The organism is Azospirillum agricola (assembly GCF_020005195.1).
In the GTDB taxonomy this organism is placed as follows: Bacteria; Pseudomonadota; Alphaproteobacteria; order Azospirillales; family Azospirillaceae; genus Azospirillum; species Azospirillum agricola.
The window spans coordinates 229,061-242,733 of sequence record NZ_JAIFZR010000008.1 but is presented as its reverse complement, the minus strand read 5'-3'; the positions used below and the strand labels follow the sequence as shown (position 1 = coordinate 242,733).

Annotated in this window: 12 protein-coding genes; 9 read left to right on the top strand and 3 right to left on the bottom strand. The window is 57.5% G+C overall.

Annotation, left to right across the window (positions count from 1 at the left end; translation table 11 throughout):
• The first annotated feature begins 282 nt into the window (after nt 1-282).
• The 4 genes from JN22_RS33405 (at nt 283) to JN22_RS33390 (ending at nt 3,190) form a co-directional block, all read left to right on the top strand.
• Nucleotides 283-852 (top strand): hypothetical protein, encoded by a 570-nt coding sequence (locus JN22_RS33405; RefSeq protein WP_143269026.1) that lies wholly within the window; start codon nt 283-285, stop codon nt 850-852.
• Nucleotides 853-855: 3 nt separating this feature from the next.
• Nucleotides 856-1,203, top strand: a complete 348-nt coding sequence (locus tag JN22_RS33400) for a hypothetical protein (protein WP_143269025.1) — start codon at nt 856-858, stop codon at nt 1,201-1,203.
• On the top strand, nt 1,197-2,360 hold the full coding sequence (locus tag JN22_RS33395; RefSeq protein WP_143269024.1) for a DUF4417 domain-containing protein: 1,164 nt from the start codon (nt 1,197-1,199) through the stop codon (nt 2,358-2,360). Before JN22_RS33400 ends, JN22_RS33395 begins: the two co-directional genes overlap by 7 nt.
• A gap of 212 nt (nt 2,361-2,572) precedes the next feature.
• On the top strand, nt 2,573-3,190 hold the full coding sequence (locus JN22_RS33390) for a hypothetical protein (protein ID WP_211099747.1): 618 nt from the start codon (nt 2,573-2,575) through the stop codon (nt 3,188-3,190).
• Nucleotides 3,191-3,746: 556 nt separating this feature from the next.
• Here the strand turns inward: JN22_RS33390 and JN22_RS33385 are convergent.
• Nucleotides 3,747-4,013 carry a hypothetical protein gene (locus tag JN22_RS33385; protein WP_085558200.1) on the bottom strand — a complete coding sequence of 89 codons (267 nt, stop codon included), beginning with the start codon at nt 4,011-4,013 and terminating at the stop codon, nt 3,747-3,749.
• A gap of 753 nt (nt 4,014-4,766) precedes the next feature.
• Here JN22_RS33385 and JN22_RS33380 point away from each other — a divergent pair.
• The gene (locus JN22_RS33380) at nt 4,767-5,714 is read left to right on the top strand and encodes a Kiwa anti-phage protein KwaB-like domain-containing protein (protein ID WP_085558199.1); all 948 of its coding nucleotides are present in this window, start codon (nt 4,767-4,769) and stop codon (nt 5,712-5,714) included.
• Nucleotides 5,715-5,821: 107 nt separating this feature from the next.
• On the opposite strand, the gene JN22_RS33375 is transcribed toward JN22_RS33380, so the two are convergent.
• Nucleotides 5,822-6,595 (bottom strand): hypothetical protein, encoded by a 774-nt coding sequence (locus JN22_RS33375; RefSeq protein ID WP_143269022.1) that lies wholly within the window; start codon nt 6,593-6,595, stop codon nt 5,822-5,824.
• A 102-nt stretch (nt 6,596-6,697) separates the two neighbouring features.
• On the opposite strand from JN22_RS33375, the gene JN22_RS33370 reads away from it, so the two are divergent.
• The 4 genes from JN22_RS33370 to JN22_RS33355 all read left to right on the top strand — a co-directional run bounded on the left by JN22_RS33370 (nt 6,698) and on the right by JN22_RS33355 (nt 11,413).
• Complete coding sequence (locus JN22_RS33370) at nt 6,698-8,236, top strand: type IV secretory system conjugative DNA transfer family protein (RefSeq protein WP_223678026.1); 1,539 nt, start codon at nt 6,698-6,700, stop codon at nt 8,234-8,236.
• Complete coding sequence (locus JN22_RS33365) at nt 8,223-8,903, top strand: hypothetical protein (protein ID WP_143269021.1); 681 nt, start codon at nt 8,223-8,225, stop codon at nt 8,901-8,903. Before JN22_RS33370 ends, JN22_RS33365 begins: the two co-directional genes overlap by 14 nt.
• Before the next feature lie 13 nt (nt 8,904-8,916).
• Nucleotides 8,917-9,354 (top strand): hypothetical protein, encoded by a 438-nt coding sequence (locus JN22_RS33360; RefSeq protein ID WP_085558195.1) that lies wholly within the window; start codon nt 8,917-8,919, stop codon nt 9,352-9,354.
• A gap of 304 nt (nt 9,355-9,658) precedes the next feature.
• Nucleotides 9,659-11,413 (top strand): recombinase family protein, encoded by a 1,755-nt coding sequence (locus tag JN22_RS33355; RefSeq protein WP_085558194.1) that lies wholly within the window; start codon nt 9,659-9,661, stop codon nt 11,411-11,413.
• A 136-nt stretch (nt 11,414-11,549) separates the two neighbouring features.
• Here JN22_RS33355 and JN22_RS33350 read toward each other — a convergent pair whose 3' ends face one another.
• A complete protein-coding gene (locus tag JN22_RS33350) occupies nt 11,550-13,622 on the bottom strand; it encodes a methyl-accepting chemotaxis protein (RefSeq protein ID WP_085558193.1) in 2,073 nt (690 codons plus the stop codon).
• Nucleotides 13,623-13,673 lie beyond the last annotated feature (51 nt).

Below are 13,673 nucleotides of genomic sequence, written 5' to 3'. Positions count from 1 at the left end.
GGCGGTGCGAGTGATGAACTGGCGATACGGTTCAATGGTCTTCTCCCGGCTCGATGCCGGGGGAAGGCCCCGCGCCGCTAAGCGAGGAAGCCTTGCCCCCGGCAAGGGCGAAGCCCCCACTAACACAGACTGAGGCAAACTCTGTCACTGGAGACCGATGACAGAGCGACCGGGATCGCATCCAGTTCCGGGATACGCCAATTAGAAAACGTTAGCTGCCCTTGACAAGGCACGCAGGGACAGCCATATACCTCACATCACTCGCGTGAGATATATGATTCAATGAAGATCGACATCAAAGAGCTTGGCGGTAGCAGCGTTTTGGCCGGCGCGTTGAATGGCAGAGCCATGCTCAATCGCCTGCTCGATGCCACGTCCGCAGAAGCGGCGAAACCGATACCGATCTTTCTGGACTTCTCCGGGATTGAGGTCGCAACGGCGAGCTTTCTGCGGGAAAGCATACTTGCGTTCCGGAATATCGTGCGTGGGCGGCGATCCCAATACTACCCGCTCGTAGCCAATGCCGATCCCATCGTTCAGGATGAATTACTTGAAATCCTGAAGCCGCGTGGAGACGTATTGATGACATGCATCCTTACTGAAGATGGTACAGTAGGTGCGGCGATGCCCCTGGGCGAGCTTGATCCGAAGCAACGGTTGACGTTCGATCTGGTGCACGAGCGTGGCGAGACTGATGCTGGCGCATTGATGCGTGACTTCGGCGAAAGTGAAGGTGTGAAACACACCACGGCGTGGAACAACCGGCTGGCATCCTTGGCTGCGCTCGGTTTGATCATAGAACAGAGCCAAGGACGTTCGAAACGCTATCGTCCCCTGTTCGAAGGAACCTAAGCCATGGGCGCGGACTTCATCGAAAAGGCGGCTCCGACCTTTCGAAAGAGTTGGGACCGCGCAAGACTATCTTTGGCAACGGCTGATCTATTCACAAGAACACCTAACTGCACCGTGCGGACAGCGGCAGCTGACATTCTCGGTGATGCAAATCTCGAAGTGGGTGAGCGACTGACGGTCGAGGCTCAAAACGGCGACCTTATCGCAAGACGAGGTAACAGCAGCGTAGCCCGCTTCACCAATCCTGCTCCCGAACTTCTAAACGCGGTCGTGGCCTCTTGCGGTATCGCCAAGGGCACTGTCGAGCAAGTTTATACCATCGCAGGCGTTGCGGAGATTTCTCTATGCTAACCGGCGCAGAGCAAAATACCAAAACCAAGAGCGGACATAAGAAACAGCAAAATGCCAAACGGAATGTCCGACGCGAGCGGAAACTATGGCACGAACCGGAGATCGCAATTGGTTCATTGGGCTGCGCCGCTTGTCCTGATTTTCGTGTCTGCGGTGGATTGAAGCTTAGAACCGCATTCTTTGACTGTCTTCAGTTCTGCTGCGGAAAACCCGATGAGTGCGACCGCGTATGCCGGAACCATCCCGAATTCGCGGATCGGGTCCGAGAGGTCGGGACATTCGACCTCGATACCGTGCCACACGCGCCCGTGCTGACCGCTCCCGCCTTGCCCCGCATAGTCCCGATCATCTATGACCGGACCAGCCGGCGGCAACCCTTGCCGCTTGATGCTGTGGCGCTGCCTCTCTACTCAATGTTTGACCGGCGATCCGGTATGCCTCGTCACACCTCGCATGCGGCCCTTTGTGAGGCGTTCGTGGTGAGGCCCGGCTCTACCCTCGTCCTAACCGGCACCGATGAGGATGCGCCGCTGGAACGATGGTGGGAGTTGGGCGCAGCGAGGCGGCAACCGATCATTCAGTCAATGAAAGCCGCAGGTATCGGGCTGGTGACAACTCCGAATTTCAGCCTTTTCCTTGACCGTCCGCGTTGGGATGATCTCCACGCTATGAAACGGATCGCCACCATTCATTCCGAGTTTCTGAATGAGGGGTTGCCGGCTGCCCTGCATGTGAATGGGCGAACTGATATGGATTTCAGGCGCTGGACGGACTACGTCGCCAGTCGGCCGGAAATCACGCATGTAGCCTACGAGTTCACCACAGGCACCGCACGCCGACCGGAACGGCATGCAAAGTGGCTGGCCGAACTAGCAACCACGGTCAACCGTCCACTTCATCTTGTGGTGCGTGGCGGGCTGAAGGCTTTGCCTGTCCTTGCAGGCAAGTTTGCCAGCGTGACCCTGCTTGATACGTCCATCTATATGAAAACAATCATGCGCCAGCGCGCTTTCCCGAAAAGCAACAGCGCGCTTGGATGGGCCTCTGCTCCAACGGAGCGCGGAGCGCCAATTGATGATTTGTTTGAAGATAACTTCCGAGCAAAGGAAGCTTGGGCTGGAGATTTGGCGGTTTTTTCTTATGGAGCGCATCCATAAATATGGATACTCATAGAGCGTCGCCTCTCGACTTCACGGCACTTGACGGCTTAGCGTTTGCTGCCGAGCGCGGAAGGCTAAACGGTCGGCCAGTACCGCGCCTTATAGCGCATCAACTCGGACCCGTTCTGGAACTTGCTCAGTTCGCAGCTTCCGGGCTGCTCCCGAACCCGTCGAATGCCCCATGGCTCGCCCTCAATGGGTTCAGCCCCATGGTGCAAGCGTTGATCGACGGCAAGGAACGGTGGCATTGCCCTGAATCCCGCCTCTCCGGTTTCTTGCGTACCAGAGCACTTCTTCCGAACGACGAATCCGAGTGGACCGCCTTTTGCCTGATGGCGCAGCAGGCGGCCATTGCAGCTGGATTTCACCGTCGTGTTGCCGCGCAGCTTGCCGCTGCCCTGGGCGAACTCCATAGCAATGTCTACGAACATTCGAATGCATCTGACACAGGGATTGTGGCGTTCCGATCAAGTCCTGCTCAATTCGAGTTTGTGGTTAGCGATCTGGGGATCGGCGTTCTGAACAGTCTGCGCAGCGGCACGGACTATTTGAGCTTGAACGACCATGGAGAAGCGCTACGGCTGACGCTTACCGATGGCGTTTCCCGGTTCGGAGCTAATTCAGACCGGGGCCGGGGTTTCCGCCCGCTATTCATCGGTCTGGCGAATCTGAACGGAACGTTGCGGTTTCGGTCGGGCGACCATGCTCTGGTGATCGACGGCCGAACGCCGTCGTTGATGACGGCCCGCCCAGTTCAGAGGGCTGCAATCAGCGGCTTTCTGACATCGGTCTTGTGTAAGAACACCATCGGGTCCACGCATGGATAGCATCCGTCTGAACGATATCGCCCCTGACTCTCAGGGGGCTAGGGGAAAGGCCGCATCTCTCCGGCCATAGTCCAGCGGCGGGACGCTGGCGCATCCAACCCACGCAGGGTTGGCCGATGGATGGGGTCAGGGCGGGAAAACGGCGTCTCCCACTCGGTCGGGGTTCCAAGGGCAGGCAGTCCCTTGGTTAAGGGGATCGAAGGGGGCGATGACACGCGCCCCCTTGCCATGGAGGTGTCGGGGGAGCAAGGGCGGTTCCTCTGATCGCTGATGCACCGGGCGGGCGGTGCGAGTGATGAACCGGCGATACGGTTCAATGGCCTTCACCCGGCTCGATGCCGGGGGAAGGCCACAGCATCCGTTGGCGTTGCGGTCATGGTTTCCATGGCCGGAATGCTTAGGGATGCCCAGGGGGGATGCAACGGGGGGCGGGACGCCCCCCTTGCCAAGATGCGTGTTGGACGTAGTACAACACACATCTTGCGCGCAGCGGAAATCACTTCGTATTACATGATTTTTCGGGGTGGCAGGCTGTGTAGTACATACCATTCCCGTCTCAAGAGGCGACAGCTTCCAGCAGTTTCCTTGCCAGTGTGTTGACCGACAGGAAGCCGCTGTCTCGTGGATCGGCGGCACCGTTCGGCAGCATGCAGGTATTGGCGGTGGCGATGGCGATGGCCGATGTGTGGATGAACCGGCGGCGGAAGAGCTGCACCGGGTCGCGCCCGCCCTCTCCACGCCAGCCCAGCCCTTCATAGAAGCGGTGAATCAGGTCGATGGCCTCGGTCGCGGCGGTGACGATTTTGACATACTTTATGCTCACCTGAAAGGAGGACGTATGCGCAGAGGTTGCTCTTGAAACGTATTTGACATGGAAGCTTTTGGTTTATAATCTTAATGGAACCATTGGAGTGCTATCTTGAGAGATAAAATGAGTGCATTTCAAAAAACATCGACGTTTGGTATAGAATTATGCAGCTTCGCATAATCTTTGCTGCGCTAATTTTTATGGGCTCATACCTTCCTTTGAGCTTAATATTGCTATCTCAGGATTTTAATTACGACCTTATATCAGAGGGTATTTGCGCAGACTGGCTAAATTTTTTCTCGGAATGTAAAATACCCTTCAAGAATCCTTGGTTTGCCATTCTGTTTTTTACTTTATGCTTCTCTTGCCTTATAACCACTTTTGTTGTGTTGCATTCCCTAAAACCAAAAAGAGAAATAACAATAATAGAGTCCAAGCATATACCGGCTGATTTAATGAATTATGTCCTTCCTTATGTAGTGTCATTTATGAGTTTAGATTATAGTGAGAAGAACAAATTTATAGGGTTCGCCATATTTATAATATGGATATTTTGGATTAGCTATATGTCAGGAAGAGTAATATTTAATCCGGTACTCATAGCATTTGGATGGAAGCTTTATGAGATAAAATATTCCTTCATATCAAGCACAACAATTTTAACTGGCTTTGCTTTGTCTAGAGTAGATCTGGTGCCAAGAGAGACATATAGACAACAATCCGTCCAAGATGTGATTGTTGTCAAACACAGAAAGGGGAATCAAAGTCATGCCTGAGGAATTATTAACCAGACCGCTTGATCATCTGAACAGTTTTTCACTAGAAAATGCTTCTGTTACATTGTGGACTTTTAAAAAGTCTCAAAAATCTGGCCAAACTCTACCTACCTTTACTGGATATTGGGTTGAAGCAACTGATGAGGTCGATAATGCCTTAAAGGATGCTGTGCGCCTTGAACGTGATCGGATAACTGAGACGCATGAATACGGATTACTAGCTCAAAATAATGAGACAAGCGCTTTAACTATTTCCTCTATAGAAACAAATTCAGAGTTAATACTATCTCAGGCCGCAGATGAAATTGATTCTAAAAAAGTGAAGAAGGTAAAGAATCTCCAAAACACAGATTTTTATGCTGTAAAATTTGTTTCGGGAGGAAAGGTATTGTATTCGGTCAAAAAGACTGACTACACATGGAAAACGAAAAAGGAAAAAAATGCTATATCTATTTTTTTCAGCGATGATCAAATTGGGCTGTCTGAAGATCGATCTTTCAGCTTATCGAAATACGTTGATTTTTTTATTATAGAAGGAATAGTTTTAATTACCAACAAACAAAATTTTGAATCCGTACTTAATTACAAAAAAGCCCATATTGAAGATTTTTCTTCATTACAGAGTGAAAGAGAGTTTTCTTCTATATTTTCCGATATGTCAGAAATAGTTACTTACGTAGGGGCTAATAAAATGCATTTACGTAGAGTTTCTGCTATAAGGCAAAAGGGCCATTATAAAAATGCTTTGTTCATGGATAACTTAAAAAACCACCATGAGAGATTTGGCTTGAAGATTAATTTTGATAATGATGGAAAGATCATTCCTTGCGCTGAAACCTGCAAGGATATATTTGTATCTCTTCTGGATCATAGGCTTATATCACCATTTAGTAATGATCACATATATGACGTGCAGAATACTGACAGGGTAAATGTGTAGTGGTAAATAGTTTTAACTCAATCTTCAAGCGGGGATAATTATTACAAACAATATAGAGATTAATGTATCGGGTAGAAGAATTTTTGCGACTCGCAAGGCAAGACGCCTTATTCACCTTCACAAAATGCATTGACTAACTTTCTTGCCAACGTGTTGACGGACAGGAAGCCGCTGTCTCGTGGATCGGCAGCCCCGTTCGGCAGCATGCGGGTATTGGCTCTGGCGGTGGCGATGGCCGATGTGTGGATGAACCGGCGGCGGAAGAGCTGCACCGGGTCGCGCCCGCCCTCGCCTCGCCAGCCCAGCCCTTCATAGAAGCGGTGTATCAGGTCGATGGCCTCGGTCGCAGCGGTCACGGTTTCGGCGTGCTTCAGCTTGGCCGGAAGCGGGCATTTCCGGCACAGGCGGGCTTTTCGGTTGCCGAGCCGGTAATTGCGATAGCACGTCTCGTTGCCGTGGCATTCCCCCAGCACGTCAAAGAAGGTCGTCCGGATCAGGGCTTCCTGTTCGGGGTCGGTGATGCCGACCAGCAGGACGTTGCTCCGGTGCCATTCGTTGAAGGCGGGCTGTGTCAGGTGCTCGCGGAACTCGACCGACATTTCCCGCACGGATTTCCGGGACAGGCCGGTGGCCTCGGCGCTGCTCGCCAGCGGCAGGCCGAGGGCGAAGTTGTACGATAATCGCACGCCCTGCTGAATGGTGATCTTCCCATTCGGGCGCAGGGGCCGGTCTAACAGGGCGCGCATGCGATCGTTCAAGGGACGGCCTTTCAGCTCTTGCCCTGAAAGAATATTAGAACCCAATGGCTTGTCCACAACCATCTTCCAAAACTGATTAGATGACTCAGCCAGCCGCTTTACGGCGCTTGCCCGGTCAGCCATCCTCTTTTTCAGCCTCCTCCCAATCACCGGCAAACGGAACCGGCCAAGTGCGGAAAGCGGGAATCCCTCCCGTGATCCGCGCTTGGAATGGAGGAAGCCGTCATGTTGCCTGCCGATCTGCTGGGCGATATCCCGCGCGGTGCGCCGCGTCGCGGGGGGATCGAAACCCGGCTCGATGACCACATTTCGCCCCGCGCTCAGTTCCGCGACCCTGCGACCATCATTCGCTCCGACACCTTCAAGCGTTCCGGTCACAAGCTGCATCTGGGCGTGATCGGCGGCAGGGTCGAAACCGTCAAGCTGCCCGATGGCCGGGTTGAGCGGCACGTCATGGGCGGGCACGGCGTCGGCCTCGGTGATGATCGCCATGCCGCCACCGTCGCCGGAAGTCGTGGCGGCAAGGGCCGGTGCGTCATCATCCCGACGCTGCTCGACTATGAGGGCAGCGTCCTTGCGACCGACCCCAAAGCCGAGCTGTTCAACGTCACCGCCAAACGCCGGGCCAAGGGGCTGGGGCAACGGGTGGTCGGCCTCGACCCGTTCGGGATTTCCGGCCCCCACGTTGCCGCCTACAGGGGCAGCTTCAACCCCATGACGATCCTGAAGCCGGGCAGCCCGACCTTGATCGAGGATGCCGGGTTGATCGCCGACGCGCTCGTCATTCCGAGCGGCGGCGACTCGCATTGGGATGACAGCGCCCGGAACTGGCTCGAAACCCTCATCCTGCACGTCGCCACGCACGACGCCTATGAGGGCGAACGGAACCTCGTGACCATGCACCGGCTCCTGATGCGCGGAGCCGTGGCCGATGGCGCGTCGAGCTATGACGCGCTGGCGGCGGAAATGCTCGGCAATGACGCGGCCTTCGGCACGGTGCAGGAAGGGGCGGCGGATTTCTTCGACAAGCCGAAGGAAGAGCGCGGGTCGGTGCTCTCGACGGCCCGGCGGCACGCCAAATTCCTCTCCTATCAGGCGATCCAGCGGGTTGTCAGCGCCCACGACTTCGACCTTGAGGATCTGAAGCGCCAGAAGCTCACGCTCTATCTGTGCCTGCCGGCGATGCGGATCGGCACCTGCGCCCGCTGGTTCCGCCTCTTCGTCAATCTGGCGCTTGCCGCCATGGAGCGCGTGCCCGTCAAGCCGACGCCGCCGGTTCTCATGTGCCTCGATGAGTTCGCGGTGATGGGGCATATGAAGACGGTGGAAGACGCCGCCGGGCAGATTGCCGGGTTCGGGGTTCGCCTGTGGCCGATCCTGCAAGACCTGACGCAGTTGAAGGCCCTCTATCGGGAAAGGTGGGAGACATTCCTCGGCAATGCGGGCGTCATTCAATTCTTCGGCAACAATGACGCTTTTACCTTGGAGTGGATTTCGAAGCGGCTCGGCAAAACCTCGCTGATTGTGACCCGCCGTTCCGAAGTGTCGGCGGACAGCCGCGAGCGGCAGGGCGTCAACGGCGAAAGCTGGTCGCTCGAAGTGCAAGACCTTATGACGCTCGAAGAGGTCAGCCGCTTCTTCGCCCGTGACGATCACCTTGGCCGCCAACTGGTCATCCGGGCCGGGGACGATCCCATCATCCTCCAGCGCGTCAACTACGACACCCACGAATTCTTCAAGGGGAAGTTCCATGCCGAACGCTAACGCCTCGGCCCGCATGCGCGTTCTTGATTGCCGCTACACCTCGCCGCAATCGCTCTATGTGCTGGCCGATCTTCAGCCGATTGCCCAAGTGGCGCTGTTCGCTCTGCTGCTGGGGCCGTGGTGGTTCCTGCTGTGGGCTGACCCGTGGCTCATGCCCTTGGGCAAGCGCGTCGTCCTCGCCATCTTCGGCTTCGGTGGCGCGGCCATCGTCGGCAAGGGGGCGATGATGCTCTGCCTCCGCGTCCTCGGCGGCTATACCCGGCACTTCAGGGGTTTCCGCAAGCTCACCGGCATGTTCGAGCCGGGGCGTATCCGCCTGCTGGTCAATGGCGAATGGCTCACGCTCGACGCGACCGAGCCGCACCAGTTCTCCATGCGCGAGCACAGCGAGCGGATCGAGGAAGCGCGGGCGGAAGAGCAGGCGCGCGCCTTCGGCTACGGCCAGCAGCCGGACTATTTCCGGCGCTCGTTCGAGGTTTTCCTCGATCACGGTTTGGCCCGCGTCCGCCTGGCTGAAATCGCCTTCGAGGATCAGGCGCGGGACATCGTGCGCCAGCTCCACGAACTCGACACCCACGCCCGCAGCACCAGCGGGGCGGGCACCCTGACCCGTGCCGCCAACCAGCCCGGCGCCGTGCCGCTCGGCAAGCGCCCTTCCCTCGACTGACGGAGACACCGACATGGAAACCCGCTCCGAAGAAACGTCCTCCATCTTCTTCACCCTGTTTGTAATGGCGATGGCGTGGCGGATCGTGACGCTCGTTCCCGACTCGCTGGTCGCCACGATCATCGGTGCCGTCCTTGCCTATGGCAGCACCATGGATATGGTCGATCACTTTAACCGGCTGCTTCGCGTGCGCCGCGCCCATTCCCTGACCTTGGTGCCGCCGCTGTGGATGGTTGGCTGGGTTGCCCTGCTCATCGTCTCGGCTGTGTGGGGCACGCCGCATGTGACCTTCAGCGAGGGCAACAACGCCTGTTCCTATTTTGGCTGGAACGGCGTTGTCCGCACCCCGCCGCCCTGCCCGACGCTGCGCTTCTTCCCAACCAGCGACCAGCCGGTGCCGCCCGATGACGGCATCCGCTACCGGCTCATCAACAGTCCGTCGAACCCGTAAACGCAAATTCCAGACAAGAGAAGAACACAACCATAACGGTGGATGATAGGATTATATTCCTTGTTTGTTCTTCTCTCGTTCTGTAATATTCCACATTAACTTTGCCGAAGGGCAGGAAAGGAAACTTGTTATGAGTAAAGATAAAGTGTTCAATCAAAAAAAAGAAGGCAGTATCTTCGTCAACGAGCCATGACCCCCGCTTGGTTGCTCTGGTTCGTATTATCGCCCGCAGTGCTGCTGAACGGGATTACAAGAAACTCTTGATGTGCGGGACAACGTTTTCGCAGGAAGGAAAGAAAGGATTATGAATAAGACTGTCATCTATGCCCGATATTCATCGGACAATCAGCGCGAGGCGTCGATTGAAGATCAAATCCGCGTCTGCCGCGACTACGCGACGCGGCAAGGCTGGACCATCACCAACGTCTATACCGACTACGCCATTTCCGGCGCGTCCATGATGCGGTCGGGTATCCAGCAGCTCATGCAGGATGCCGCCGTAGGGAAGTTCGATATCCTGCTGGCGGAAGACCTCGACCGCATCTCACGCGACCAGGAGGACATCGCAGGTATCTACAAACGTATCCAGTTCGCGGATGCCCGGATCGTCACCCTTGCCGACGGCAATATCTCCGATCTCCATATCGGCCTGAAAGGCACGATGTCCGCTCGCTTCCTGAAGGATTTGGCCCAGAAGACCCACCGGGGCCAGAGGGGGCGCGTCGAGGCCGGAAAGTCCGGCGGCGGCAATTCCTACGGCTATGACGTGGTGCAGAAATTCGACGCCCGCGGCGAACCGATCCGGGGCGACCGCACCATCAACACCGATCAGGCGCGGATTGTCGAACGCATCTTCCGGGAGTTCGCGCGAGGCGTCTCGCCCAAGGCCATCGCCGCCACGCTCAATCGCGAGAAGATCGCCGGGCCAGCCGGTGAAGGCTGGGGACCGTCCACGATCTACGGCAATCGCCGTCGCGGCACCGGCATCCTGAACAACGAGCTGTATATCGGCAAGCTGGTCTGGAACCGTCTCCGCTATATGAAAGACCCGGATACCGGCAAGCGGGTGTCGCGGCTGAACCCCGAATCGGAATGGATCATCACCGAGGTTCCCGAACAGCGGATCATCGATCAAGAGCTTTGGGAACAGGTGAAGGCCCGGCAAGGCGACCTCAACGAAGCCGTCAAGGTGCCGTTCCATCAGAAAGCCCGTCCTAAGAACCTGCTTTCCTACCTGCTGAAATGCGGCGAGTGCGGCGGCGGCTTCTCGATGGTTTCGCATACCCACCTCGGCTGCTCATCGGCCCGAAACAAGGGCACCTGCGGCAACCGTCTGACCATCGGGCGGGTAAAGCTGGAGGAAGCCGTTCTCGGCGCTCTCCGGGATCATCTGATGGACCCCAATCTCTGCGCCATCTTCTGCGAGGAATACACCCGTCATGTCAACCGTCTGCGGATGGAACACAACGCCGCTTTGGGCAGCTATAAGCGGGAGCTGGAAAGCGCGACGCGCGAGCTTGATAAGCTGATCGACGCCATCGTGGCGGGCGTACCGGCCAGCCGTGTCAAAGACCGCATGCACGTTCTGGAAGCCCGGCGGGCTGAACTGGCGGTCATGGTCGAGAGCACCAATGAAGCCCCTACCCTGCTGCATCCGAGCATGGCGCAGCACTACAGGGATGAGATCCAAAATCTGATTGAGTGTCTGAATGGCGGGGATCAGCGGATCGAAGCGGCGGAACTGATGCGCAGCCTGATAGACAAGATCGTTCTGACCCCCAACGGCATGCGGACAGCATTGACCGTCGATCTGCTGGGCGATCTTGCCGGTATTCTTGCGTTCGCGAATAAGAAATCTGCCGCAAATAAGGAAAAACCGCTCACAAGGAGCGGCTTTCAAGACCTTGCCCAAACTTGGCAGGTTAAGATGGTGGAGGGGACCAGAAGTGATCTTAAACTTCCGGTTGCATCCGAATACAAGGATAAGATGGTTGCGGGGGCACGCAACCAACGATTCTTGCGATTAGTCGAGGCTAAAATTCCCAAGCTCGTGGCATAAACCACCGTAATAATTGGATAGAACCCCCTCATCTTATCCGGACAAGCCTATGTTTATTGTTCTTTACATGGGAATCACGGCCTTGGCGGAATTGAGCATCACCAGATGCGGGGCGCGTCCATCCCATCACGCTGTTTCATGCAATGAGCTTGTCCGAGCGGATCTCGTCGAGAAAGCGGACGACCTCTCGGCGCAGATGATTCGATTGCGCCGACAGTTCGTCGGCGGCATGCAGAACGCGGCCGGCGGCGCTGCCAGTTTCGCTCACCGCGTCAGTCAGGATCGCGCTGTGCGACGACAGGCTGCCAGCGCCCGACGCCGCTTCCTGGATGTTGCGCGCGATGTCCCGCGTGGCGGCGCCCTGCTGCTCGACCGAGATGGCAATCGCCCCCGCAACCCGGTCGATATCGGACACCATGGCGGCGATAGCAATGATGGCGTCCACCGTGCCGGTCGTGGCCTGTTGAATCGCGGCGATCTGCTGGGCGATCTCGCCGGTGGCGTGGGCTGTCTGGCCGGCGAGGGCTTTCACCTCCGACGCCACCACGGCGAAGCCCTTGCCCGCCTCGCCCGCCCGCGCCGCCTCGATGGTCGCGTTCAAAGCCAAGAGATTGGTCTGATGCGCGATGCGGTTGATCAGATCCACCACCTTGCCAATGGTTTGCGCCGAAATGGACAAGGCAATCACCCGGTCGTTGGTGCGGTTTGCCTCGTCCACGGCCCGCCCGGCCATCGTGGTGGACTGCGCGACCTGCCGACCGATCTCATCGACCGAAGCCGACAACTGCTCTGCCGCCACCGCGACCCGTTGAACGTTGTCCACCATGTGGCACGAGATGGAAGAGAAGGAATCCAGCCGTTGCGTCGCGGCCTCCGACGTACAGGCCATGCCGCTGGCGGCGGCGTGGAGTTCATCCGCCGAAGCAGACACGGCATCCACCACCCGCTGCACGCTGCTTTCAAAGCCGTCGGCGAGTTCCGCCATCGCCTGCTCCTTGGCACGTTCGGCGGCCTGTTCCGCCCGTTCCCGCTCGGCTTGGATGCGGTCCATGGCGACGGCGTTGTCCTTGAACACCTGAACCGCCCGCGCCATGGCGCCGATCTCGTCACGGGCGGTAAGCGCCGGGATCGCCACGCCCTTGTCACCGGCGGCCAGCGTCTCCATGGTGCGCGTGATGCCGCGCAAGGGACGGATGATGCTGCGGGCGATCCCCCAGGCAAGCAGCAGTCCCACCAATTCGCCCGCTGTCGCCAAGATGATCAGGATCGCTTCCAAGTGGATCATGGCCTTCTGATTCTCGCCTTCGAGCTGGGTCAGATTGCTGGTCGCCACCTCGCGCACGGCCTGTCCGCCCGCGCCCAACTTGCGTCCTGTCACCCGCAGCAGGCCGTCGATGATTCCGTCAGCCTCGTCGCTGGTCGCGACCACGGCATCGAAGCGTCCCCGCACCGTGTCCAGCCATCGAACGAGTTCCGCCGCCGCCGCTGCGGTCGCCGGGTTGGCGGACAGGCCCTTCACGATGGATCCCATGTCGGTCAGATTCTTGCGGATGTCCGCCATGTCCTCCTCCAAGGGGCCGGACTCGTAGCGGTCAAGCCGTGGGGGAACGCGTGCGAGGCGTCCCCGCACCACATCGACGATGGCGGTGGCGCCCGCTTGCGCGCTACCGCGCGCCGCCTCGGCAAGCCGCGCAATCAGTTCCTCGCCCTCGGTGAGAGAGGGAACCAGTTCCTCCGTCAACAGGTGGTGGCGGCGCTTCTTAACAACGACCAGCTTTACGAATTTCCCGTCGAACTCCCGGCGGGCGCCGCTCAGCTCCTCCAGCGCGATGGTGAGGGCTGCCAGTTCGGTGCGTTCCCGCATCCCGGCGATGTTGGCGTCCAACCGTTGGCTGATGGTCTCGGTGGTTTCCTGCTCGATGTCACGGCTGGAAACCGCGTATTCCTGTGCCGTGCGGATCAGGATGCCTATGTCGGTCTGCATCTCGACGGCGGCAATGGCGACGCCGGCCACATCGCGGTAGACGCCGAAATGGCCCCGTGTCCTCTCGAATCCGACCACACCGGCTGTTCCTACCGCGCCGAGGAGAACCAGCACAGACAGGAAGCCAACAAATATTCTCGTCGAAATTCGGCTGTTCGCCACAAGACGGTTCAGCGGAACAGCGTTGGGCGGATCGTTTTTCCCGAAGGTGTTTTTGCGGAGCATAGGTCGCTTCTTCGAAGCAAGAGAAAGCGTTCATGCCGAACGAATCGGCAC